Consider the following 24,100-nt stretch of genomic DNA (forward strand, 5'->3'; position numbering starts at 1 on the left):
TAGAAAAGGGGTTGCGTTTGCAACCCCTTTTTTTTATATTTACGCAATATTTCAAAAAAATGAATAAGAAGCCTAATAAATGGTTGTCATTAATAACAATCCCATTTCAAATGGGATTTACTATTTTTATTGCGCACTATTTAGGGACTTATTTAGATGAAAAATATCAAAAAACATATTATCAAGAAGTTTGCACCTTAATCGGTGTCATTTTAGCAATATACTATGTTGTTAAGCAGGTGATTTTTTTAAATAAGAATGATAAATGAAAATAAAGAACAATATCTATGTGTATTATTGTGTAATTGTAACAATAATTCTAATTATAAACCTTTTAATTATAAAAGTCTTTCAATTAGAAGAAGTGTTAAGTGATGCAAATGTGAATATATATAAAATGAGTCTTTTTTTTGTAGCTAGTAGTTTTTTATTGCTTGCTACACATGACTATATTAATAATAAGAAAAAAGAAATTTTAGGTTTTGCATTTTTAGTAACACTTACTATTAAATTAATCATTTGCTATATTTTTATTTCATTGATTAAACAATCAGATATTTTGAATAATTATGAGAAAGTATCATTTTTTATTCTTTTCATAGAGTTCATGTTGGTAGATGTCTGTTTTACAGTTAAAATATTAAATAAAAAAAGCTAAAATTAAAAAAAATAACAGGTTCGTAAAAAAAGTTATTTTTCAATAACGGAATAATAATTAAAATTGTACTTTTGCAAAAAATTTTAACGACCGTAAAAATTATATTTTATAACGATATGGTGATTTCAAGAAAACCACTTAGTTTAATTGTAGCTATCGCATTTTCGATACTACCATTTATTAGTACAGCTAACACGACTTCAGATAGCACATCAGTTGCTGTCGAACACGTACATGAATCTCATGTAGAAAATCATTCTAACCATGAAGGTTTATCACAAAAAGAAAAAGTAAATGCACATATTGCGCATCACTTGCAAGACTCGTATGATTTTGTATTCTTTTCAGATGAAGCGGAAGGGAAGCATTATGGATTTTCATTGCCAGTTATTTTAATTGATAATGGATTGAAAGTGTTTTCTTCTTCAAAATTCCATCATGGCGAAAGAGTTGCAGAAGTAGACGGACAATATTATAAATTGTTTCATGGGAAGATTTATAAAACAGATGCAGAAGGTGTATTAAGTTTTGATGAACATCATCATCCAACAAATGCAAAGCCTTTAGATTTTTCTATAACGAAGAATGTTTTTGCATTATTATTAACTTCAATTGTAATTTTCTTATTGTTTTTTGGTTTAGCTAAAACATATAAGACAAGTCATAATAATTTACCAAAAGGATTTAATAGAGTTTTAGAACCTTTAGTAATTTATGTTAGAGATGAAATTGCAAGACCAAATATCGGTGAAGCAAAGTATAAAAAATTTACGCCATACTTGTTAACTGTGTTTTTCTTAATATGGTTATTAAATTTAATTGGCTTAACACCACTAGGAATTAATGTTACAGGAAATATTGCAGTAACAATGTGTTTGGCAATATTCACATTTATTATTACTCAGTTTAGCGCAAATAAAGATTATTGGGGACACATTTTTTGGATGCCAGGAGTTCCAATTCCAATGAAAATTATTTTAGCACCAATTGAGGTTTTAGGAATGTTTACAAAGCCATTCTCTTTAATGATTCGTTTGTTTGCAAATATAACTGCAGGGCACACAGTAGTAATGGGATTAATCGCTATTGTTTTTGTAATGAAAGAGCAGTTAACAACAGTAGGAGCTACAACAGTTTCTTTGGCGTTAACATTGTTTATTTCTGTAATTGAAATTTTAGTTGCATTTTTGCAGGCCTATATATTTACAATGTTATCGTCTTTATTTATTGGTATGGCGGTTCAAGAGCATCATCATGACGAACATCATAGTAACGATGGTTTAGGTGATCACGATAATGTAATAGTTTAAGAATAAAATTTGTTTAATTATATATATCAATTATTATGGAAATTCCAAATTTAGTAGGTGCAGGTTTAATCGTAATCGGAGCTGGTTTAGGTTTAGGTAAAATTGGTGGTTCAGCAATGGACGCTATTGCTCGCCAACCAGAAGCTGCTGGTAAAATTCAAACTGCGATGATTATCATCGGTGCATTATTGGAAGGTTTAGCATTCGGTGCTTTAATCTTAGGAGCTTAATTAAAAAACAACACCTTTAGCGGTTGGCTTAAGGTGTTGTTTTATTAAACAATTTTTTTGAAACATATTTTAAAGTTTATATAATGGATAAATTAATTAATGATTTTTCATACGGTTTGTTTTTTTGGCAAGCTATTATACTTGTAATTTTAATTATATTATTAGCTAAATTTGCATGGAAGCCAATTATTGCTTCTTTATCAGCTCGTGAAGAAGGTATATCTAATGCTTTAATGGCTGCAGAAAACGCTAAAAAAGATTTAGCAAATTTAAAAGCAGATAACGAAAAGTTGCTAGTTGAAGCTCGTGCTGAAAGAGACGCAATGCTTAAAGAAGCTCGCGAAATGAAAGATACTATGATTGCTGAAGCTAAAAATGAAGCGGTAGAACAAGGTAACAAAATGATTGCTCAAGCAAAAGCAGCTATCGAAAACGAGAAAAATGCTGCAATGTCAGAATTAAAAAATCAAGTTTCTTCACTTTCATTAGAAATTGCAGAAAAAATATTAAGAGACGAACTGTCTAACAAAGATGCTCAAACTAAATTAGTTGAGAAGATGTTAGGTGATGCTAAATTAAATTAATTATGGCAGGAACTAGAGCAGCTATACGATATGCAAAGGCTATTCTGGATATAGCTAAAGCAAATAATAATGAAACAAATGTAAATGCTGATATGAATTCAGTAATTACAATTGTAAAAGAAAATGCAGAATTAAAAGAGTTTTTATATAACCCAGTTGTAAAAGGGCCTTCTAAATTTGCTGTATTATCTGAAATTTTTGCTTCAGCTCAAAATGAAACTAAAGGACTTTTTCAATTACTTTTAGAAAATAAAAGATTTGAAATATTACCAGCTATTGCATCACAATATAATGCATTGTTTGATGAATCAAATGGTTTAGAAACAGTAGTAGTTACAACTGCTCTACCTTTAACATCAGATTTAGAGAGCAAAGTATTGGCGAAAATAAAAGAGTTTTCAACAAAACAAATTACCATAAATAATGTAATAGACCCATCAATTATAGGTGGATTTATACTTAGAATGGGTGACAAACAATATAATGCGTCTGTAGTGAACAGATTGCAACAATTAAAAAGAGAGTTTAGTAATTAATAATATAGATCGCACTTAGTTAGTGTTAAAATTATAAATTAAGATGGCTGAAATTAAACCTGCTGAAATATCAGCAATATTAAAAAAACAATTATCAGATTTTCAATCTGGTGCTACATTAGAAGAAGTGGGAACTGTCCTTCAAGTTGGAGATGGAATTGCTCGCGTTTACGGATTATCTAATGCTCAATACGGAGAATTGGTTCAATTTGAAAATGGATTAGAAGCAATCGTTTTAAATTTAGAAGAAGACAATGTTGGAGTAGTATTATTAGGTCCTTCTACGGGAATTAGAGAAGGTTCAACAGTAAAAAGAACACAACGTATTGCGTCATTAAAAGTTGGTGAGCAAATTGTTGGACGTGTTGTTGATACTTTAGGAAACCCTATCGATGGTAAAGGTCCTATAGGTGGAGAATTGTATGAAATGCCATTGGAAAGAAAAGCTCCTGGAGTTATCTATCGTCAACCAGTAACTGAACCATTACAAACAGGTATTAAAGCTATCGATGCTATGATTCCAGTTGGTAGAGGACAACGTGAATTAGTAATTGGTGACCGTCAAACTGGTAAAACATCAGTTTGTATTGATACAATCTTAAATCAAAAAGAATTTTACGATGCTGGGAAACCAGTATTCTGTATATATGTTGCTGTAGGACAAAAAGCATCTACTGTTGCTGCTATTGCTAAAACATTGGAAGAAAAAGGAGCAATGGCTTATACAGTTATTGTTGCTGCTAATGCTTCAGATCCTGCTGCAATGCAAGTTTATGCTCCATTTGCTGGTGCATCAATAGGTGAATATTTCCGTGATACAGGTCGTCCTGCTTTAATTATCTATGATGATTTATCTAAACAAGCAGTTGCGTACCGTGAAGTATCTTTATTATTGAGAAGACCACCAGGTCGTGAAGCATATCCTGGAGACGTTTTCTATCTTCACTCAAGATTATTAGAAAGAGCAGCAAAAGTTATTGCTAATGATGATATTGCTAGAAATATGAACGATTTACCAGATTCGTTAAAACCAATCGTAAAAGGTGGAGGTTCTTTAACAGCTTTACCTATTATTGAAACACAAGCTGGTGACGTTTCTGCATATATCCCAACAAACGTAATTTCGATTACTGATGGTCAGATTTTCTTAGATGGAGATTTATTTAACTCAGGTGTGCGTCCAGCAATTAACGTAGGTATTTCTGTATCTCGTGTTGGAGGAAATGCACAGATTAAATCAATGAAAAAAGTTGCAGGTACTTTAAAATTAGATCAAGCTCAATATCGTGAATTAGAAGCATTTGCTAAATTTGGTTCTGATTTAGATGCTGTAACAATGAGTGTAATTGAAAAAGGAAAACGTAATGTTGAAATCTTAAAACAAGCGGTTAATGACCCATCTACAGTTGAAGATCAAGTTGCAATTATCTATGCAGGATCTAAAAACTTGTTAAGAGATGTGCCTGTTGAAAAAGTTAAAGAATTTGAAAAAGATTATTTAGCATTTTTAAACGCAAAACATAGAGATACATTAGATGCTTTAAAAGCTGGAAAGTTTGATGATAATATCACAGACGTGTTAGCTAAAGTGGCTAAAGAAATTTCATCAAAATATTAATAAAAGTATATTGTATTTATATACTGTATAGAAAGAAACACTATGTCAGTATATAAATACAATTTTTACAATATACAATTTGTAAGGAATGGCAAACTTAAAGGAAATTAGAAATAGAATTGGTTCAATTTCATCAACGATGCAAATAACATCGGCAATGAAAATGGTTTCTGCTGCAAAATTGAAAAAGGCTCAAGATGCAATTACAGCTATGCGTCCTTATGCAGAGAAATTGACAGAATTATTGCAAAATTTAAGTGCAACTCTTGATGGAAACACAGGAGGAGCTTTTGCTGAGCAAAGAGAAGTTAATAAAGTTTTGATTGTTGCTATAACTTCAAATAGAGGTTTATGTGGTGCTTTTAATTCAAATGTTATTAAAAGTGTTAAAAATAGAACTGAATTTTACTCAGGTAAAACAGTTGATGTTTTTGCTATCGGAAAAAAAGGAAACGATGTCTTGCGTAAAGTAAGTACAGTTATTGACAATCAAAGTGCTATTTTTGATAATCTAACTTTTGATAATGTTTCAGAAATTGCCGAAGTGTTAATGCAAAAATTTATTGATGGAGAGTATGATAAAATAGAAATTGTCTACAATCACTTTAAAAATGCAGCTACTCAAATTGTTAAAACGGAACATTTTTTACCATTAGAACCAATTACAGGAGGAGAAGCAATTGCATCGGATTATATTTTCGAACCATCTAAAGAAGAAATTGTTTTAACATTGATCCCGAAATCTTTAAAAACACAATTATACAAATCAATTCGTGATTCTTTTGCATCAGAACATGGTGCACGTATGACAGCTATGCATAAAGCAACAGACAATGCAACAGAATTAAGAAATCAATTAAAATTAACATATAACAAAGCTCGTCAAGCAGCAATTACTGGTGAAATATTAGAGATTGTTGGTGGTGCAGAAGCATTGAATAATTAATTTCTTTTTTAAATAATATTTTAAAAGGCTATTTGGATTTCCAAATAGCCTTTTTCTTATATTTGGATTGCATATTTTAAAATATTATTTTTAAAAATGTAACTTTAACAAAAATTTCACGTATAACTAGGAACAATATAACCAATAAGTAATGTCAAAAGAAAGTTTTAATTGGAAAAGTCTATTCATTAATGATTCAGATAATTCTTCAAGCAAGGAAGAATCAAAATCAAAACCAATTGAGAAAGCATCTCCTTCAACAGTTCAAACTAATAAATTTCCAGAAGAGAAAATAATAAATACAACAAATGAAAATTTTGCAAATCCATTTGTAAATGAAATTTTAGAAGTTTATGAAAAAGGATTTGAATCATTAAATTTAAACGATTTTGACTTTTTTGAAATGTATAAATCGGTGGCAATTGTTGGAATTACAAACCCACAGAGTTATCAAATGGCATTTACAATGGGTAAATCAATTAAACCAGATTTATCTAAAGAATATTTGCTAGAAAAATCAAAATTTTATATCGATGAGATTAATAAAGTATTTGCAAAATATGATTCTACAGGAAATATAAAAAAGAAAGATTTAAATAATCTAGTTTTAAAAGAAAAAGAAACATTAACAAATACTATTACAGATTTAGAAAATAAGATTTTACAAATGCAACAAGAATTGCAAGAAAAGAAAACATTATTAGCTAATATTGATAGTAAAAATGAAAGTGAATTAAGAGAAATTCAACTAAAAATTGAAGCTAATAATTTCGCAAAACAAAAAATATTAGACTCAATTAATTTAGTAATAAGCGGCATCAATCAATATTTATAATAAACATGAATAAATTCGAACAAGAGAAAAGTACTTTATTAGAGTTACCTATTTTAAAACATTTTGACGAATCAAAAGGAGAAATAGCATTAAATACACAATCACTTAAAAAAGGCGAAAAATATTTATTTTGGGTTATTGCTTTAGGGCTATTGGGTATCGGAGGATATTTAACATGGACTTATATAATTCCTCCTCTGTTTACAATGTTAGGACAAGTTATTGCTCTTTCTGCAACAGCAATATTTCTTATCTTTCTAGTAATGATGTTTCCAGTGATAATGAAAGGACTTCGTTTTGCAACAAAAAATATACATAAAGCACTTATTCAGAGTAATCCATTTAATGAATTAGAAGAGCAAAAGCAAAAAATGGTTAAAAACCGCGAAGTTTTTAAAAATACTAAAGCCAAATTAAAAGGTCTTAAAAATGAAATGGAAATGGAAGCTTCAAAATCAGAGAAAGAAGCTAAAGATTACCAAGAAGAATTATTAAGCTTACAACGCCAATCAGAAAGATTAAAATCTGCAATGGACGAAATGGTAAAAGCAAATGGAATTACAGCTAAAGACACAGATGAATATGTTGTCTTACAAAGTGAACTGGCTAAAAAACTAAGCAACTCTCAAAGAATTTCTAATCAGTATGAACAAAGTAAAAGTTTTGTTCAAAAATATGGAGTTAGAGCAAATGTTTTGGGAAAAATGGATCGTAAGTTAACATTAGCAGGAACTGCAATTGATATTAAAATTGCCGATTTTGATGCTACCATTACAATGCTTCGAAAAGAATACGAGTTTGCTAAAAATGCGAAAGCAGCAACAGAAAGCGCTAAAAACGCAATGATGTTCACAAAAGATTGGGAATTAGAATATGCATTAGAAGTAGTAACATCAACTATTGCTCAAGATATAGCAAGAACATCTGAAAATTTATTAGATATAGACACATTAACATCTCAATATTCAGTAGATAATGATGAACTATATTCTAGATTAGATTCATTAGCAGATAAAATTAAAACAGGAGAAAATACAATTCCTGATTCAACAAAATATTCAAGTCAAAACTATAAAATGTCTAAAGAAGACAAACAAAATGCAGGTGGATTTGGAGACATATTTTAATTATTAAAAACTAAATTATTTATATAAAAAATGGGAAAAATTCTTAGAACAAAAAAATTAACTACTTTATCAGAGTTACTTGTAGTAATTATAGGTATTGGAGGAATTTTAAGTGCAATCTATTATTTATCACCAGGTCTTAGAACTCAGGTTTCTAAGCAGCTAAATGGTATAGAATTAAACAATGTTGTTGTAGATAATGTAATAAATGCTGATAAAATAGAATTACCTTCAAAAACAATCTCTACAGAAGTTTCTAATAAACCTTTAGTAAGAATTGCAGGTTATGCTTGGAATGCTCAATCTGGAATTATAGTTTCTAATGGTGGTCCAAAAACAACAAAAGGGTCATTAATGGAAAAAAACGGAGTCAATCTTGAAATTATTCGTCAAGATTGGTTATCTGAATTGAGAAATATGCAAATGAAATTTATTGAAGAATTTGATAAAGGCGCAAAATTTCCAACATCAGATAAAAGTGCATTTGCTGTGATGATTATGGGAGATGGAGCACCGTTTTATATTAGTTCAGTACAAAAATCATTAAACGAAAAATACGGAAATGATAAATACCACTTACAAGTTTTAGGAGCAGTAGGAATGAGTTATGGTGAAGACAAATTAATTGGGCCACCAAGTTGGAAATCTGACCCTCAATCTATGAAAGGATCAGTTATTTCAGCAGTATTAGGAGATGGCGATTGGGTAACAACTGTAAATTATTGTTTTGCAAATGGTTTAAAAGTAAATCCAGATCCGTCTACTTATGATGCTGATGCAGTGAATATTTATCCTTCTGAAAATGACGATTATATTAAATCAGCAGAAGAATTAATTAAGTCACAAACAACAGGATGGACAGTTTCTTTAAAAGAAGTTTCTAATGGAAAATTAACAGGGAAATCAGTTAATAGAAAAATTGACGGTTGTGCAACTTGGACACCTGGTGATAAAATGGTTTTTGATAAACTTTCAGGTTTTGTAGATATTGTTTCTACTAAAGAATTTAACAATCAAATGCCAACAGTATTAATTGGTGTAAAAGAATGGGCTGCTCAAAATCCAGATGTTGTTTCTAATATTCTAAAATCAGCTTTAACAGCTTCTAATCAAATGAAAAATTATGATGATTGGAGAGTAAGAGCATCAGAAGCAATAACAGATACATATCAAATGGAATCTCCAAAGTATTGGTACGATATGTTCAAAGGGCAACAAGGGACTAAAAATGGATTAACCTATAATATGGGAGGTTCAAAAGTATTTAATTATGCAGATGCTATGCAATATTTTGGATTATCTGATGGTGTAAATAGATATAAATCAGTTTATAATCAGGTATCAACTTATTTAACAGAGTTAAATCCGTTTGGTTTTAATGAAAACGTAGGTAAAGTTTCAGCTTATGAAGATGCAGTAAATTTATTTTATCTAAAAAATATAAACGATATTGAATCTACTGCCGCTGATAAAGCAGATTATACAGCTCAAGCAACAGAAGTTATGGCGTCTGGTGAATGGAGAATTAATTTTAATACAGGAAGTGCTCAAATTTCAAATAGTTCTTCTAGTGAATTAGAAAAAATTTATAATCTTTTAATTCAAGCTGAAAACACAAAACTAACAATTGTAGGCCATACAGATAATGTAGGAAATCCAGCTTCAAATGTAGTTTTATCTAAAAACAGAGCAGAATCTGTAGTAGATTATTTAAGAAAAAAAGGAATTCCTTTAAGTCGTTTCCAAATGATTGATGGTAAAGGAGCAAATGAACCAACGGCTGATAATTCAACAGCAGAAGGAAAATCAAAAAACAGAAGAGTAGTAATTACTCTATTGAAATAATAAAAAACAGAAGAGCTATCAAATTTTGGTAGCTCTTTAATTATGCCCATGATAAAATTTTTAACACCATTTGAAAAGATATCTAAATCTAAAAGGACAATAATTCTGCTAGGATGGATTGTAATTTTAATACTGTTTTGGGTTATAGGAACTTCTGGTGAAAAACACCTGTTTCCAAATCCGCAACAAGTATTTAAAGGTTTTTCAGAGTTGTATAATGAAGGCTTAGTAGTGCATATTTTTAATTCGTTAAAATTGTGCTTTCTATCTATATTTTTAGCAACAGTAATCTCATTATTATTTGCTTATAGTTGGCCTATTCCATTGTTAAAACCAGTAGCCGAATTTGTTACTAAATTTCGTTTTCTGCCATTTACAGGATTATCATTCTATATTACATTAGTAGTTCACGATGCAAGAAATATGCAAATTTGGATTATGGTGATATTTCTGACTACCTTTTTAACTACATCATTAATTTCTGTAGTAAAAGATATTCCACAAGAAGAATTTGACCATGCGAAAACCTTAAAATGTAATCGTTTTGAAGTTTTATGGCAAGTAATTGTTTTAGGAAGATTAGATTATGTTATCGATGTAATTCGCCAAAATTTAGCCATAACATGGATGATGCTTGTTACAATTGAATCTATTGTTGTAGCATCAGGAGGATTAGGATTTTTAATTAAGAATTCTGATAAGTTTATGAATCATGGACGAATTATAGCATTACAAATAATTATTTTAACGATAGGCTTATTATTAGATTGGTTTATTAACTATTTAAGAAGAGCAATATTTAGATACTCTAAAATATAAAATTATGAATTTCGAATTTAAAGAAACACTTTTATATGTGGAAAATCTTAGTGTTGCTTATGATGACACTATTATTATTAAAGATATAAATTTAATTGAAAAAGATGTTGTAAGATTAGATCACGATTGTACTTCTCAAGTAATAGCCATTGTAGGACGATCCGGAAGAGGAAAATCTACTTTCTTTAAAGCATTAACAGGATTAGTTCATCCAAAATCTGGAAAGATATTAATTAAAGATTTTAACAGTACCGAAGCTGCGGCTGCAAAAGAAATCAAAGAAGGAGACATTGGTTTCGTAGATCAAAAATATACGTTGTTTAGACATAAAACAGTATTACAAACATTGAAATTTGCTTTAAGAAAGACAGATTTAAATGAAAGTGAAAAGGAAGAAAAAATAAAAGAATATCTTCATAAATGGGGATTAGATACTTGTGGAGACAAATATCCTAATGAACTTTCTGGAGGACAAAGACAACGCACCGCTATCATTGAACAATTGTTCTCTTCGGATCAGTTTATTGTTATGGACGAACCTTTCTCAGGATTAGATGTAGGTAATATTCAAGAAGTAAAAAAATCATTTGATTTATTAAATACAACCTCAGAATATAACACCGTTATTTTTTCTACTCATGATATAGAATTAGCCGTAGAATTAGCGCAAACTATCTATGTTATTGGATATCCAACAATAAACGGAGAAAAGCAAAATTATGGTTCTATTGTTGCTAAATACGACTTAAGAGAAATGGGAATAGCTTGGCAAGAATATGGAGAAGAACATTTAAAACTGACTAAAGAGATTATCAATCAAATGATGCTTTCATAAGTTGTTTTTTATGAATAAAGTTTCAGAAGTAAATTACAAAAAAGATTTAGAAGATAATGGTTATACAGTAATTGAAACCGTTTTTTCATCTCATGAAATAGATATTATAACTGAAACTATTCAGAGTAAAAGTAGTTCTTCGAATATAACATTTAGAAAATCTAAAGACCTTTTTGCCATTCGTCAGTTCTTAAAAGAAATACCTGAGCTAAAAACCCTTTTGTTTAATGAAAAATTAAAAGAAGTTTTAAGAGCCCTTTTAGGGAATGATAGCTTTGTTGTAAAATCAATTTATTTTGACAAACCCGAACAATCAAATTGGTTTGTATCGTATCATCAAGATTTAACTATATCAGTCAATAAGAAGTTAGATATAGAAGAATACACAAATTGGACAATAAAGCAAAATCAGTTTTCAGTTCAACCTCCAAAGGAAATTTTAGAGAATATTTCTACTATAAGAATTCATTTAGATGATACTAATGAAAAAAATGGAGCTTTAAAAGTAATTCCAAAGTCGCATAAAAATGGAGTAGTAAGAGCTGATTCAATAGATTTTCAAAACATGAATGAAAGAGTGTGTTCTGTCAAAAAAGGAGGAATTATGATAATGAAACCATTGTTGTTTCATGCATCAAATAAAACAATAAATAATGAAAGAAGGAGAGTTATTCATATTGAATTTTCAAACATAACATTGCCAGAACAATTATCTTGGTCTGAAAAAAACAGCATTAATTAAAGTTTATGGAATTAGCATTTACAAAAGAATATATTCAAGAACTTAAAATAGTAACAGCAACTATTTTAAAACTATGTGATTCTTTAAATTCTGACACAAAATGTATTACAGAAATTAATGCGCTTTTACCTCAAAATACAGAGAATAAATTACTGTTAAAAGCAGAACAAATTTTCATTTCCGATCTCATTTTTGTTTTCAGTAAAGTGAAAAACATATCCGAAAAAGCACAATTTGGATTAGCTTATTATTATGACGCAATTAGAAATCAACATTTTGCAAATGAAAACGAAATAGATAAGTTAAACAAATTGGTAACAACCAATGCGTTTAAAAATCATTTTAATAAAATTGTTCAAGAAAACATTTTATTTGATTTAGATAAAAGTAAAACCTATTTATTAAATTATTTAAAACAAAACAAACATCCGAAATTTGAAGAAACGTATCAAACATTCAATGTATTTTTGAAATTGGTTTGTAGTTTTGAAGTATCAAGTAAAACCAACATAAACGATGTTTTAGGAATCGATTTCAAAATAAGTGATGTTAAAACAATAGAGAACGATTCGTTGGAGAAAGTTTTAGAAGAACTACACGAATTAATTGGCTTAGAAAATGTAAAAAAAGATGTAGCCGAATTAGTCAACCTTTTAAAAGTTCAAAAGAAAAGAACCACTCAAGGTTTAAAAAATATTGAAATAACATTACACACTGTTTTTTTAGGACCACCAGGAACAGGAAAAACAACAGTGGCAAGATTACTAGGTAGAATTTTTAAACATTTAGAATTTCTTACCAAAGGGCAAATGATTGAAACTGATAGAGAAGGAATGGTTGCAGGTTATGTGGGTCAAACAGCAACAAAAGTAGATACAATAGTAACTGAGGCTAAAGGAGGCGTTTTATTTATTGATGAAGCCTATGCCTTAAGTCAGAATTTAGGGAATGATTATGGAGCGGAAGCTGTTAATACATTGCTAAAACGAATGGAAGACTTCAGAGATGATTTAGCAGTAGTTGTTGCAGGATATGATGAACCAATGCAAATCTTCATAGATTCAAATCCAGGATTAAGATCTAGGTTTAATCGTTATTTCCATTTTGATCATTTTAAACCTACCGAATTATTCTCCATTTTTGAGTTGAATTGTAAAAAAGCTGATTTTATTCTAACAGAAGAAGCGAAAGAAAAACTCAAAGATACTTTTGAAATGCTATATGAAGAAAGAGATGAAAGCTTTGGAAATGCCAGAGTTATTAGAAATATTTTTGAAAAATGTATCCAAAAACAAGCCAATAGAATTGTAAAAATTAAAAGAATAACAAAAAAAGCATTAAAAACAATAACAGAAGAAGATATTCCTGAACCAAAAGAAACCTTAGATCAGGTATTTTATAAGAACAAAAACAATGAATAGAAATTTTTTAAAAGTAGCGGCATTATTATTAACAACAGCAGTTTTTTCTCAAGAAGAAGCAAAAGAAGAAAGTAAAGTAAAAGTCGATTTTTCAGGATATTTAGAGGCATTTTACGGATATGATTTTAATAAACCAACAACTCCTACTCGTTTAGGCTGGATTTATAATCATAGTAGACATAATGAGTTTAGTATTAATATAGGAATGCTACGTTCTACCATTACGTATGAAAATGTATATGCAAATATTGCAATTCAAGCAGGTACGTATGTTGATGATAATTATACTGCGGAAAGTTTAAAATTATTTCATGAAGCATATATAGGAGTATATTTAGATAAAGATAAAAAACATGTAGTTGAAGCAGGAATTATGCCGTCATATATAGGTTTTGAAACATCATCTTCATTTTCAAATTTAACATTAACAAGATCAATAATGGCTGAAAACTCGCCGTTTTACTTTACAGGAGTTAAATACAATTATATGCCAAATGATAATTGGAGTTTGGCTTTCGTAACTACAAATGGCTGGCAAAGAATCGAAAAGCCAAATAACAAAGCATTGCCTACTTTTGGAACACAAATAGTATATACTCCAAATGAAAAAACAACATTAAACTGGAGTACATTCATAGGAGATGAACCAGTAGGAACAGATATATTAAGAACGAGATATTTTAATAATTTATATGTTGATTATACTTGGACAGAGAAATGGAGAACTATTGCAGGGTTTGATATGGGATTTCAAAAAAATGTTTTAGGAGATGAATTTCAAGACTGGAAAACACTTACATTAATTACTCAATATGCAGTTTCAAATAAGTGGAATTTAGCAGCAAGAGCAGAATATTATGAAGACAAAGAAAACGTAATTATTGGAGTAGGAGCACCATTTGAAGTTTTTGGAGCATCAGTTAATGTAGATTTTATTCCAAATTCCAAATTAAAATTAAGAACAGAAGCAAAATGGTTCGATTCAAAAGAACCTATTTTTAATAAAGAAATAGGAACAACAAATTCAAACTTTTTTATCTCAACATCATTAGCTTTTGAGTTTTAACAAATATTTATTATCCTATATAAGAGTCAAAGAAATTTGGCTCTTTTTTATTTTTATATTTGTTGAAACAAACCGTTCATAATGAAAAAAACAGTCCCATTTCTTTTTATAATATTGACTTCCTTATTAAATGCACAATCTCTTCAGTTAGAAAACATAATGAAAGGAGATGAGTTTATTGGAAATCAGCCCGACAATCATCGTTGGTCAATAGATGGAAACTCAATTTATTTTGATTGGAACCCTAATAATGAAGTAGGAAATAGTACTTATTATTGGAATCAAAATATGGATCAACCTCAGTTACTTCCTGAAAATGAGTTTGATAAATCAGAAGTTAATGCATCATTACAAAGTGATTATGATGTTATATATTATGCTAAAAGAGGGAATCTATATTCATACAATAAAAAATCAAAAAAAATCAAAAAACTATATGTTTCCACGGATAAAATTTATGCGGTTGAAAGAAGTTCAAATCCAGATGTTATTTTCTATCAACAAAACCGAAATGTTTATCAGTTAAACGTGAAAGAGTTTTCAATTACTCAATTAACAAACTTTAAAACAGGAAATGAATCTGTAAAAAGTGATAAAACAGAAAATTATCTTGAAAAACAACAAGTAGAATTGTTTCAGTTTGTAAGAGATAATAAAGTAAAAGACGATTGGTACGAAAAAAAATACAATAACACAAAGAACGATTTTCCACAAGTTATTTTCTATGGAAGTGAATCATTAGAACAGTTAAAACCATCACCAAATGGTAAATTTGTTACTTTTAGATTGTCAAATTACAGTTCTCAAAAACAAACAAAAATAGAACATTTTATTACAGCCGATGGATATACAAAAAATGAATCGGCACGTTCAAAAGTATCAATTGATAATTTGAGCAAACATAAAATGGGAGTTTATAATATAGAAAAAGATTCTGTTTATTACGTTTCATTTTCAAACTTATCAGGAATTAAAGAATTTCCAGCATATTATCAAGAATATGATAATTTAAAAGAAAAGGAAAAAGAGGAAAAACCAATTGTAATGATTAATCCTATTCATAATAAAAACGGTGATAAAACAGTTTTTGAATTGAGAAGTTTAGACAATAAAGACCGTTGGATTGTATCATTAGATTTAGAAACAGGAATACTAACAGAATTAGATCATCAGCATGATGAAGCTTGGATTGGTGGACCAGGAATTCCAAACTATTCTTTTGGAGGTGGAACTTTAGGCTTTTTAAAAGATAATGAAACAATTTATTTTCAGTCAGAAACAACAGGATATTCACATTTATACACACTTAATTTAAATACAAAGAAGAAAACACAATTGACTTCTGGAAATTGGGAAGTAAGAGATGTATCACTTTCACTTGACGGAAAATCATTTTATCTTTCTACAAATACAAATCATCCTGGAAATAGAGAATATCATAAACTAGATATTACTTCTAAAAAAATGACAGCAATTTTAAATGCTGATGGAGCTCATGAAGTAGTTCTTTCTCCAGATGAGAAAAAAATAGCCGTTCGTTATTCTTATAAAAATAAACCATGGGAATTATACGTAGCAGATAATAAACCGAATGCAACTTTAAAACAAATTACATTTTCAACTACTCCAGAATTTAAAGCATATAATTGGAAAAATCCAGAAGTTGTTACCTTCAAAGCAGAAGATGGGACAAATGTTTACGCAAGATTATACCAACCAAAAGTAGAAAAAAAGAATAAAGCAGCCATTATTTTTGTTCATGGAGCTGGATATTTACAAAATGCACATAATTATTGGAGTTCTTACCATCGTGAATTTATGTTCCACAATCTATTATCAGATTTAGGATATACCATTTTAGATATTGATTATAGAGGAAGTGATGGATATGGCAGAGATGTTCGTACAGGAATCTATAGACATATGGGAGGATTAGATTTGTTAGATCAATTAGATGGGAAAAAATATTTGGTTGACAATTTAGGAATAGAAGCTGATAGGGTTGGAATTTATGGTGGGTCTTATGGTGGATTTATAACATTAATGGCTTTATTAACAAAACCAAACGAATTCAAAGCAGGAGCAGCATTAAGATCAGTTACAGATTGGGCACATTATAACCATGGCTACACATCTAATATTTTAAATTTTCCTGAAACAGACTCTATTGCTTATAGAAGAAGTTCACCTATTTATTTTGCAGAAAATCTTAATGATAGATTAATAATGCTGCATGGAATGGTAGATGATAATGTGCAATTTCAAGATGTAGTACGATTGTCACAACGTTTTATAGAATTAGGGAAAAAAGATTGGGATTTGGCTGTTTTTCCAGTAGAAGAGCATGGCTTTAAAGAAACGTATTCTTGGATAGATGAATATCGTAGAATATTAGAATTATTTAATAAAAACTTGTTAGATAAAAGATAATATATAAAACAAAAAGGCTTTATTCCAAAGAGGATATAGAGCCTTTTTTATTAACCTAACTTAACTATCTTTAACTTAAACCCCATTCATCGCGATCTAGATTTTCTATTTTATTGGCTTTCTTTTTTATGCGAGTATCAAATTTTGGTTTTCTAAGTGCATAAGCAAATATAGAACCAGCACTTACATCTAATTTTAAAGTATTTGTATTTGATGTGCTTCCTGAAATATTTATAGAGAATTTATTATTTAATATAGACACATCTGCACTTCCGCTAGCATTAAATGAAGCGTTTTGTATTAATTTAGATTCTACAATAACAAAAACTTGATCTGTAATTCTTCCGTTTTTAACACTTTTTAGTTTGTTAAAACAATTACGATCATTATTAGCTAATTTTCGTAATTCACTTTCGCTTGTAATATCAATTTTTATTAAAGAAAGATCTCTTAGTTGATCTTTTGTCCATCCTACTTTTGCGCCACCTTTTCCATTTACTTTTGCCGTTACAAAAGTACCGCCTACATCAAAAGAGTTTTTTGAAGTTTTTGCATTTTGCAATTTAATCTCTGTTACTGCTTTTACAGGAAAACTACCTTTAACAGTATCATCATGAATTAATCCATTCGACACAAAAACATTTTTATCTTTATTTCCATAGCTGCCTAAATTTAGAGACTCTGCAGCTTTTCTGAAATATTTTGTACCATTATATGTAAAGTGGTTTTTTTTAATTGTAACTTCCATTTTAATTCGTTTTATAAGGTTATATTATTAATTACGCTGCGTAATCAATAAATTCAACAAAGGCCTTTGTAATTTGTTTTTTGTAAAACTAATATCTTAAACAATAATAAGAGCAAGGAAAATAACCCTTTTTTTAAGGTTAAAAGCCCCTTTTATTACAAATTGAAAGAAATGTAATTGTTTTTTATTTTGATTTTAAAGACTAATTATTAGTATTTTTATATTTAAAAAAAGATAATAATGCTTCAAATAGTTGAATTAATTACAAAAAAACAAATGCTAGAACAATTTCATGTAATTCAGCAAATGTATCCAGATTACACACTTCAGAAATATGAATCATTATTAGATGAAATGTTACCTTTACAATATAAACAAGTAGCGGTTATTGAAAAGGATATTTGTATTGGTTTGGCAGGATTTTGGATAGCTACTAAATTGTGGTCAGGAAAATATTTAGAATTAGATAACGTAATTGTACATTCAAGTCACCGTTCAAAAGGAATAGGAGAGTTAATTGTAAAATATTTAAATCAAAAAGCAGCAGAAAATGATTGTAATGTACTTGTTTTAGACGCTTATACATCAAACTATAGAGCGCAAAAATTCTTTTTCAATCATGGATTTGTTCCACAAGGATTTCATTTTGTAAAACATTTAAAAAAATAAAAATGAGAATTTTAATCAATTTGTTTTTAATTAGTTTTTTATCTTGTTCTTCAGGAAAAGAAACAACACAAGATAACGATAGTATAAAAATTCAAGAAATATACTATCAAAAATGGGTTGCAGGTATTCAAGGAGGAGGAAGTGGAATAAATGTTCATTTAACTTTAGAAGAAGCACTAAACGAAGAGATAACTTTAGATAAGTTGCAAATAAAAGATGTTGAAACAACAACTATTCAAAAAACAGATGATTTACATTATGTTGCAAGTCTTAAAACAAAACTAAATCAATTAACCCTTGATGAAAACCCCATAAATGAATATGGGAATGAAGCTCCTCAGGAGAAAGAAATAAGACTTAAAGAAGGACAAGTAAAACTATTTTTTACAATCGGCACAAAACAATTCTATAAAATAATAGAAAATGTTAAAGAAAAACCAATGATTGCGTATCCTTCCATGAATAAATCAAAGAATTAATTACTTTTGTCTAAATTAGAAAGTATTTCCATTGAATTTATACAAAAGTTTATTTAAACAAACTGCTATTTATGGTTTGGCAACAGTTTTGCCAAGGATGTTTAGCTTCATATTAGTTCCGTTATATACAGATCCAAAAGTTCTGAATGTGGAAGAATATGGAGAAGTATCTATTATATTTTCATGGTTGGTTTTTTTTAATGTAGTTCTTTCGTATGGAATGGAAACTTCTTTTTTTAGATTCTTTTCAAAATCTAATGATACTGAAAAAGTAGTAAGCACTTCGACAATTTCTCTTTTTTGGTCTTCAATTACCTTTTTGGGAATAGCACTTTTATTTAGAAACTATTTTGCAGCAATTACAAAAATAGATGTAGAATATATTATCTACACAATATGGATATTAGTTTTTGACGCATTAGTTATTATTCCATTTTCAAAAATTAGAGCAGAAAAAAGACCTATTTATTATGCTATTATAAAAATAGGAAGCGTAGCAGTTAATCTATTTTTAAATCTATTCTTTTTATTGTGGTTGCCTAAACTAGCAGTTCAATTTCCAGATAGTTTTATTAGTACTATCTTTTTTAAAGACTTTCAAATAGGATATATTTTTGTAGCTAATATTATAGCAAGTTTTTTAACACTAGCTGTTTTATCTCCAAATTATTTTAAAATGAATTGGTCTTTCGATAAAGAACTTTGGAAAAAAATGATGCAATATAGTTTACCAGTTATGATAGCTGGAATAGCATTTGCAATTAATGAAACTTTTGATAGAATTTTATTAGATAATTTTTTAAATCTACCTGATAATGAAGTTAAAGCACAAATAGGCGCATATTCGGCATGTTATAAATTGGCTTTGTTTATGACACTATTTGCAACAGCTTTTAGGTTAGGAATTGAACCTTTCTTTTTTAGTCACGCATCAAATGAAAACGCAAGTAAAACGTATGCAGAAATTACAAAGTTTTTTGTCATTTTTGGATCTATAATTTTATTAGTAGTAATTGTCTTTGCCGATGTTTTAAAAATAATCATCATTAGAGATTCTTCATTTTGGGAAGCCATGAAAGTTGTACCATTAATTATTTTAGCAAATTTCTTTTTAGGAATATACAATAATCTTTCTGTATGGTATAAATTAACAGACAAAACAAGAATAGGAATGTATATTTCTATTATAGGAGCTATAATAACATTAGTTTTAAATCTTTTATTAATTCCGATGTGGAGTTACATGGGAAGTGCTATTGCTACAATTTCAGCTTATGGAACGATGATGTTAATTTCTTATTATTTAGGAAATAAATATTATCCAATTCCTTATGATATGAAAAAGATAATGAGTTATTTAGGAATTTCAATTTTACTTTCAGGAATTTCATTTTATGTTCCAATATTTAGAGAAACATATATTTTTGGTATTTTAGCCATATTGTTTTTCGGATACTTTATTTATAGAAATGAAAAAGAAACCATTTTAAAGATTATAAAAAGAAAGTAAAACTGTTTTAACCACATTTAAAAAAAATAAAATGCAAATTAAAATAATTAATAAATCAAATCATAGTTTACCTAGTTATGAAACCATTGCTTCAGCAGGAATGGACATAAGAGCTAATATTGCAGAATCAATTGTATTAAAGCCATTAGAAAGAACTATTGTAAAAACAGGTCTTTTTATTGAGTTGCCTATTGGCTATGAAGCTCAGGTTCGTCCTAGAAGTGGTTTGGCTGCAAAAAAAGGAATAACTGTGTTAAATTCACCAGGGACAGTTGATGCCGATTATAGAGGAGAAATAGGAGTTATTTTAGTAAATTTATCTAATGAAAATTTTACTATAGAAAATGGTGAAAGAATAGCTCAAATAGTAATTGCAAAGCATGAACGTGCTGAATGGCTTCAAGTAGAAGAATTATCAGAAACATCTCGTGGAGAAGGTGGCTTCGGAAGCACAGGAGTAAAATAGTAATCAGTAAATAGTTGACAGTTTCAGTCTCAATGCTTAATACCCAAATCTTAATATAAAATATATGAAAATAATAGTTCCAATGGCAGGTCGTGGTTCACGTCTTCGTCCACATACATTAACAATTCCTAAACCATTAATTCCTGTTGCAGGAAAACCAATCGTTCATAGATTAGTAGAAGATATTGCAGGCGTTTTAAATCAAGATATTGAAGAAGTAGCTTTTATTATTCATGAAAGTTTTGGCAAGCAAGTTGAAGAAGAACTTCTAGAGATAGCTCAAAAATTAGGAGCGAAAGGAACTATTTATTATCAAAATGAAGCATTAGGAACAGGTCATGCTATTATGTGTGCAAAAGATTCTTTAAACGGACCAGCAGTTATAGCCTATGCAGATACGTTAATTCGTGCTGATTTTGATTTAGATACAACAGCAGATAGTGTGATTTGGGTGAAACAAGTTGAAAAGCCAGAAGCATTTGGAGTTATTAATCTAAATGAAGCAAATGAAATTGTTGAATTAGTAGAAAAACCCAAAGAGTTTGTTTCAGATTTAGCGGTTATTGGAATATACTATTTTAAAGACATTGCCGTTTTAAGAAATGAATTACAATTAGTTTTAGACAACAACATTATTCATGGAGGTGAGTACCAAATTAATGATGGAATTAAACAAATGATGGAAAAAGGCATGAAATTTGTACCAGGTAAAGTCGATGAATGGATGGATTGTGGAAACAAAGACGTTACAGTAGATACAAACTCAAGAATGTTGAATTTTTTACATCAAGATGGAGAAAATTTAGTATCTGATGATGTTAAATTAGATAATGCAACAATAATTCCTCCTTGTTATATTGGTGAAGGAGTTATTTTGATTAATGCTACGGTTGGTCCAAATGTTTCTTTAGGTAAAGGATCTAAAGTAGAAAATGCAACAATTAAAAATAGTTTAGTGCAAACTCATACTACAATTAAAAACGCTACATTAGACAATGCAATGATTGGTAACCATGCTAGTTTTGATGGGAATTTTACAAATATAAGTATAGGAGATTATTCCGTTTTAGAATAAAAAAAGAGGATGAGTAAATTTAGAAAATGGCTTTGTTTTATCTTGTTGATTACTTTTAGTAGTCAACAAATTTTATTTGCTCAAGAAAATCCAGATGATATTGCAGTTGTTGATGACGAACTCGAAAATAATTTTTACGAATCGTTAAAACAACGAGCTATTGAAAATTATGATAAAGCAATTATTGCTATTGAAAAATGCATTTTAAAATCAAGTGAAAATCCTGTTTTTTATCATGAATTAGGTAAAAACTTATTAGATTTAAAACAATACCCACAAGCAGAAGAAGCCTTTAAAAAAGCAATTGATTTAAATCCTAAAGAACGTTGGTATTGGAACGGTCTTTACGATGTTTATTATCAAACAAAAGAATATCAAAAATCAATTACTGTTGTACAAAAATTAATAGAATTTGATAGTAATATGAAAGAAGATTTAGTGTCTTTGTACATGTACACAAATCAAAGAGATAAAGCTCTTTCTTTACTTAAAGAAATGGAAAGCACAATGGTTTTAAGTAATATGATGGAGTTTTATAAACTTAAAATTCAAGAATCAAATGCTTATGCAAAGCCAGAAAAAAGAGAACTTGAAAAAGCGATAGATGCAAATCCTAAAATTGAGCAAAATTATATTGATTTAATAGTACTATATTCTAACAGTAATGAAGAAGAAAAAGCGTTTGATGTAGCAAAAAAGTTAGCAAAAGAGATTCCTAATTCAGACTGGGCGAATGTAAGTTTATTTAAGTTTTATTTAGTAGATAATAAAGGAGAAGAAGCTTCAAATGCAATGTTTAAAGTTTTAAAAAATAATAAAATTGACATAAAAATAAAACAGCGAATGTTGAATGAGTTTTTAATTTTTGTGGCAAACACAAACACATTTGATAAAGAGTTAGACAAAGCAATTGAATACTTAGCAGATGATTCCAAGATAAATACAGCAAAAGAAGTTGGAAAGTTTTTTTATAATAGAAAACAACATAATAAAACAGTTTACTATTTAGAAAAAGGATTAAAAAAAGAACCTGAAGATTTTGAAACGGTTTCATTATTAATGGAGGGCTATGTTACAGTTCAAAACTTTGAGAGCTTGGCTAAATTAACAGAAGATTATATTGATTTGTTTCCTACACAGGCAAATCTTTATTATTATGCAGGTTTATCAAATAATAAATTATCAAATAATAAAAAAGCTAAAGAGTATCTTGAAACAGGTCTAGAATTTATTGTAGAAGATGTTGATTTAGAATTTCATTTTTATATTTTACTAGGAGAAGTATATAGAAGTCTAGGAGATAAAAAGAAGCAAGAATTATATTTTTCAAAATCAGAAGAGTTAGCTAAAAAAAGAAAATAATGAAGAAATTTTTGTGCTTTTTATTAATCGGGTTGGTGTTTTCATGTAAAACAAAAAAATCTGTTAACGAAGCAGTTGCAAGTAAAGAATTGGCCGCTATAAAAGTAATACAAGGTCATTACGAAAATCAAAAAGATTTTAAAACAATTAGTATAAGAGCTAATGCAAAGTATAAAGACGATAAACAATCGCAATCAGTAAATGCAGATATAAGAATAAAGAAAGATGAAATTATTTGGATAAATGTAAAACTACTTGGGTTTCCTGTAGCAAAAGCATTAATTACTCCAGATAAAGTAAGCTATTATGAAAAAATAAACGGAACATATTTCGAAGGAGATTTTCGTTTTTTGAGTAACTGGTTAGGAACAGATTTAGACTTTTTTAAAGTTCAAAACTTATTTCTTGGAAATGCAGTTGATGATTTAACAAAACAAAATTACGTAGTAAAAATTGAAGATGGACTTTATAAACTTTCTGAAAAAATAAAAGGCAACACTGAAAAAGAATTTTCTTTTGAAGCAGCAAATTTTCTTTTGAAAAAAGAACAAATTAATCAGGTTTCAGAAAATAGAAGTTTAGAAATTGTTTATCCATCTCACTTAAAACAAGAAGATGTATTTATGCCAGATGAAATTAACATAAAAGCAACTCAAGAAAATCAAGTGAGTATAGACTTGTTTTATAAAAACATCACGTTTAATGAAGATTTAAATTTTTCATTTTCAATACCTAATGGTTATTCTCCTATCAATGTAGAATAAATATGATAATAACAAAAACAAAATT

25 protein-coding genes are annotated in these 24,100 nt (G+C 28.8%); 24 read left to right on the plus strand and 1 reads right to left on the minus strand.

The features are described from left to right. The first annotated feature begins 59 nt into the window (after nt 1-59). From LXD69_RS05750 to LXD69_RS05830, 17 genes are all read left to right on the plus strand, one after another. Nucleotides 60-269, plus strand: coding sequence for an AtpZ/AtpI family protein (locus LXD69_RS05750; protein WP_045970066.1), 210 nt, complete (start codon nt 60-62; stop codon nt 267-269). Further along, on the plus strand, nt 266-658 hold the full coding sequence (locus LXD69_RS05755; RefSeq protein ID WP_246918167.1) for a hypothetical protein: 393 nt from the start codon (nt 266-268) through the stop codon (nt 656-658). The genes LXD69_RS05750 and LXD69_RS05755 overlap by 4 nt, the downstream gene beginning before the upstream one ends. A gap of 116 nt (nt 659-774) precedes the next feature. Next, nucleotides 775-1,968: a F0F1 ATP synthase subunit A gene (gene atpB, locus LXD69_RS05760; RefSeq protein WP_246918864.1), complete on the plus strand. Its 1,194-nt coding sequence runs from the start codon at nt 775-777 to the stop codon at nt 1,966-1,968. Between the two features lie 35 nt (nt 1,969-2,003). Then, on the plus strand, nt 2,004-2,198 hold the full coding sequence (locus tag LXD69_RS05765; protein WP_246918169.1) for an ATP synthase F0 subunit C: 195 nt from the start codon (nt 2,004-2,006) through the stop codon (nt 2,196-2,198). Between the two features lie 83 nt (nt 2,199-2,281). Next, on the plus strand, nt 2,282-2,782 hold the full coding sequence (locus LXD69_RS05770; RefSeq protein WP_045970059.1) for a F0F1 ATP synthase subunit B: 501 nt from the start codon (nt 2,282-2,284) through the stop codon (nt 2,780-2,782). A gap of 2 nt (nt 2,783-2,784) precedes the next feature. Next, nucleotides 2,785-3,318, plus strand: coding sequence for an ATP synthase F1 subunit delta (gene atpH, locus LXD69_RS05775; RefSeq protein WP_246918171.1), 534 nt, complete (start codon nt 2,785-2,787; stop codon nt 3,316-3,318). 43 nt (nt 3,319-3,361) lie between these two features. Then, on the plus strand, nt 3,362-4,936 hold the full coding sequence (gene atpA / locus LXD69_RS05780) for a F0F1 ATP synthase subunit alpha (protein WP_045970055.1): 1,575 nt from the start codon (nt 3,362-3,364) through the stop codon (nt 4,934-4,936). Between the two features lie 88 nt (nt 4,937-5,024). After that, nucleotides 5,025-5,882, plus strand: coding sequence for an ATP synthase F1 subunit gamma (atpG, locus tag LXD69_RS05785; protein WP_246918172.1), 858 nt, complete (start codon nt 5,025-5,027; stop codon nt 5,880-5,882). Nucleotides 5,883-6,033: 151 nt separating this feature from the next. Beyond that, nucleotides 6,034-6,717, plus strand: coding sequence for an OmpH family outer membrane protein (locus LXD69_RS05790; RefSeq protein ID WP_045970051.1), 684 nt, complete (start codon nt 6,034-6,036; stop codon nt 6,715-6,717). A 5-nt stretch (nt 6,718-6,722) separates the two neighbouring features. Further along, the gene (locus LXD69_RS05795; RefSeq protein WP_045970049.1) at nt 6,723-7,844 is read left to right on the plus strand and encodes a coiled-coil domain-containing protein; all 1,122 of its coding nucleotides are present in this window, start codon (nt 6,723-6,725) and stop codon (nt 7,842-7,844) included. A 30-nt stretch (nt 7,845-7,874) separates the two neighbouring features. Then, nucleotides 7,875-9,689: an OmpA family protein gene (locus tag LXD69_RS05800; RefSeq protein WP_052705283.1), complete on the plus strand. Its 1,815-nt coding sequence runs from the start codon at nt 7,875-7,877 to the stop codon at nt 9,687-9,689. Between the two features lie 48 nt (nt 9,690-9,737). Continuing rightward, nucleotides 9,738-10,508, plus strand: a complete 771-nt coding sequence (locus tag LXD69_RS05805) for an ABC transporter permease (protein ID WP_045970047.1) — start codon at nt 9,738-9,740, stop codon at nt 10,506-10,508. A gap of 4 nt (nt 10,509-10,512) precedes the next feature. Continuing rightward, a complete protein-coding gene (locus tag LXD69_RS05810; protein ID WP_045970045.1) occupies nt 10,513-11,343 on the plus strand; it encodes an ATP-binding cassette domain-containing protein in 831 nt (276 codons plus the stop codon). Between the two features lie 10 nt (nt 11,344-11,353). Further along, complete coding sequence (locus tag LXD69_RS05815) at nt 11,354-12,085, plus strand: phytanoyl-CoA dioxygenase family protein (RefSeq protein ID WP_246918175.1); 732 nt, start codon at nt 11,354-11,356, stop codon at nt 12,083-12,085. A gap of 5 nt (nt 12,086-12,090) precedes the next feature. Next, a complete protein-coding gene (locus LXD69_RS05820; protein ID WP_246918177.1) occupies nt 12,091-13,506 on the plus strand; it encodes an AAA family ATPase in 1,416 nt (471 codons plus the stop codon). Next, nucleotides 13,499-14,572 carry a porin gene (locus LXD69_RS05825; RefSeq protein WP_246918179.1) on the plus strand — a complete coding sequence of 358 codons (1,074 nt, stop codon included), beginning with the start codon at nt 13,499-13,501 and terminating at the stop codon, nt 14,570-14,572. Before LXD69_RS05820 ends, LXD69_RS05825 begins: the two co-directional genes overlap by 8 nt. A gap of 81 nt (nt 14,573-14,653) precedes the next feature. Then, nucleotides 14,654-17,002: a S9 family peptidase gene (locus tag LXD69_RS05830; protein ID WP_246918181.1), complete on the plus strand. Its 2,349-nt coding sequence runs from the start codon at nt 14,654-14,656 to the stop codon at nt 17,000-17,002. A gap of 70 nt (nt 17,003-17,072) precedes the next feature. On the opposite strand, the gene LXD69_RS05835 is transcribed toward LXD69_RS05830, so the two are convergent. Then, nucleotides 17,073-17,750: a hypothetical protein gene (locus LXD69_RS05835; RefSeq protein ID WP_246918183.1), complete on the minus strand. Its 678-nt coding sequence runs from the start codon at nt 17,748-17,750 to the stop codon at nt 17,073-17,075. Nucleotides 17,751-17,990: 240 nt separating this feature from the next. Here LXD69_RS05835 and LXD69_RS05840 point away from each other — a divergent pair, with 240 nt between their 5' ends. The 7 genes from LXD69_RS05840 (at nt 17,991) to LXD69_RS05870 (ending at nt 24,075) form a co-directional block, all read left to right on the plus strand. Continuing rightward, nucleotides 17,991-18,419, plus strand: coding sequence for a GNAT family N-acetyltransferase (locus LXD69_RS05840; protein ID WP_246918184.1), 429 nt, complete (start codon nt 17,991-17,993; stop codon nt 18,417-18,419). Nucleotides 18,420-18,421: 2 nt separating this feature from the next. Beyond that, a complete protein-coding gene (locus tag LXD69_RS05845) occupies nt 18,422-18,898 on the plus strand; it encodes a hypothetical protein (protein ID WP_246918186.1) in 477 nt (158 codons plus the stop codon). A gap of 31 nt (nt 18,899-18,929) precedes the next feature. Beyond that, entirely contained in the window at nt 18,930-20,408 is a 1,479-nt protein-coding gene (locus tag LXD69_RS05850; protein WP_246918188.1) for a lipopolysaccharide biosynthesis protein, read from the plus strand. 31 nt (nt 20,409-20,439) lie between these two features. Then, on the plus strand, nt 20,440-20,874 hold the full coding sequence (gene dut, locus LXD69_RS05855; protein WP_246918190.1) for a dUTP diphosphatase: 435 nt from the start codon (nt 20,440-20,442) through the stop codon (nt 20,872-20,874). A gap of 64 nt (nt 20,875-20,938) precedes the next feature. Then, complete coding sequence (locus LXD69_RS05860) at nt 20,939-21,949, plus strand: sugar phosphate nucleotidyltransferase (RefSeq protein ID WP_246918195.1); 1,011 nt, start codon at nt 20,939-20,941, stop codon at nt 21,947-21,949. Nucleotides 21,950-21,958: 9 nt separating this feature from the next. Next, a complete protein-coding gene (locus tag LXD69_RS05865) occupies nt 21,959-23,311 on the plus strand; it encodes a tetratricopeptide repeat protein (protein WP_246918201.1) in 1,353 nt (450 codons plus the stop codon). Then, nucleotides 23,311-24,075: a DUF4292 domain-containing protein gene (locus LXD69_RS05870; RefSeq protein WP_246918203.1), complete on the plus strand. Its 765-nt coding sequence runs from the start codon at nt 23,311-23,313 to the stop codon at nt 24,073-24,075. Before LXD69_RS05865 ends, LXD69_RS05870 begins: the two co-directional genes overlap by 1 nt. The last annotated feature ends 25 nt before the right edge of the window (nt 24,076-24,100 follow it).

It is taken from the genome of Flavobacterium sediminilitoris, assembly GCF_023008245.1.
GTDB lineage: Bacteria > Bacteroidota > Bacteroidia > Flavobacteriales > Flavobacteriaceae > Flavobacterium > Flavobacterium sediminilitoris.

Coding starts and splice junctions, on each gene's coding strand:
- LXD69_RS05870 (WP_246918203.1), top strand. CDS start 23,311: ATGAAGAAATTTTTGTGCTTTTTATTAATCGGGTTGGTGTTTTCATGT.
- dut (WP_246918190.1), top strand. CDS start 20,440: ATGCAAATTAAAATAATTAATAAATCAAATCATAGTTTACCTAGTTAT.
- LXD69_RS05800 (WP_052705283.1), top strand. CDS start 7,875: ATGGGAAAAATTCTTAGAACAAAAAAATTAACTACTTTATCAGAGTTA.
- LXD69_RS05790 (WP_045970051.1), top strand. CDS start 6,034: ATGTCAAAAGAAAGTTTTAATTGGAAAAGTCTATTCATTAATGATTCA.
- LXD69_RS05815 (WP_246918175.1), top strand. CDS start 11,354: ATGAATAAAGTTTCAGAAGTAAATTACAAAAAAGATTTAGAAGATAAT.
- LXD69_RS05845 (WP_246918186.1), top strand. CDS start 18,422: ATGAGAATTTTAATCAATTTGTTTTTAATTAGTTTTTTATCTTGTTCT.
- LXD69_RS05795 (WP_045970049.1), top strand. CDS start 6,723: ATGAATAAATTCGAACAAGAGAAAAGTACTTTATTAGAGTTACCTATT.
- LXD69_RS05840 (WP_246918184.1), top strand. CDS start 17,991: ATGCTTCAAATAGTTGAATTAATTACAAAAAAACAAATGCTAGAACAA.
- LXD69_RS05770 (WP_045970059.1), top strand. CDS start 2,282: ATGGATAAATTAATTAATGATTTTTCATACGGTTTGTTTTTTTGGCAA.
- LXD69_RS05765 (WP_246918169.1), top strand. CDS start 2,004: ATGGAAATTCCAAATTTAGTAGGTGCAGGTTTAATCGTAATCGGAGCT.
- LXD69_RS05810 (WP_045970045.1), top strand. CDS start 10,513: ATGAATTTCGAATTTAAAGAAACACTTTTATATGTGGAAAATCTTAGT.
- LXD69_RS05805 (WP_045970047.1), top strand. CDS start 9,738: ATGATAAAATTTTTAACACCATTTGAAAAGATATCTAAATCTAAAAGG.
- atpB (WP_246918864.1), top strand. CDS start 775: ATGGTGATTTCAAGAAAACCACTTAGTTTAATTGTAGCTATCGCATTT.
- LXD69_RS05835 (WP_246918183.1), bottom strand. CDS start 17,750: ATGGAAGTTACAATTAAAAAAAACCACTTTACATATAATGGTACAAAA.
- LXD69_RS05860 (WP_246918195.1), top strand. CDS start 20,939: ATGAAAATAATAGTTCCAATGGCAGGTCGTGGTTCACGTCTTCGTCCA.
- LXD69_RS05865 (WP_246918201.1), top strand. CDS start 21,959: ATGAGTAAATTTAGAAAATGGCTTTGTTTTATCTTGTTGATTACTTTT.
- LXD69_RS05825 (WP_246918179.1), top strand. CDS start 13,499: ATGAATAGAAATTTTTTAAAAGTAGCGGCATTATTATTAACAACAGCA.
- LXD69_RS05755 (WP_246918167.1), top strand. CDS start 266: ATGAAAATAAAGAACAATATCTATGTGTATTATTGTGTAATTGTAACA.
- LXD69_RS05750 (WP_045970066.1), top strand. CDS start 60: ATGAATAAGAAGCCTAATAAATGGTTGTCATTAATAACAATCCCATTT.
- atpA (WP_045970055.1), top strand. CDS start 3,362: ATGGCTGAAATTAAACCTGCTGAAATATCAGCAATATTAAAAAAACAA.
- atpH (WP_246918171.1), top strand. CDS start 2,785: ATGGCAGGAACTAGAGCAGCTATACGATATGCAAAGGCTATTCTGGAT.
- LXD69_RS05820 (WP_246918177.1), top strand. CDS start 12,091: ATGGAATTAGCATTTACAAAAGAATATATTCAAGAACTTAAAATAGTA.
- atpG (WP_246918172.1), top strand. CDS start 5,025: ATGGCAAACTTAAAGGAAATTAGAAATAGAATTGGTTCAATTTCATCA.
- LXD69_RS05830 (WP_246918181.1), top strand. CDS start 14,654: ATGAAAAAAACAGTCCCATTTCTTTTTATAATATTGACTTCCTTATTA.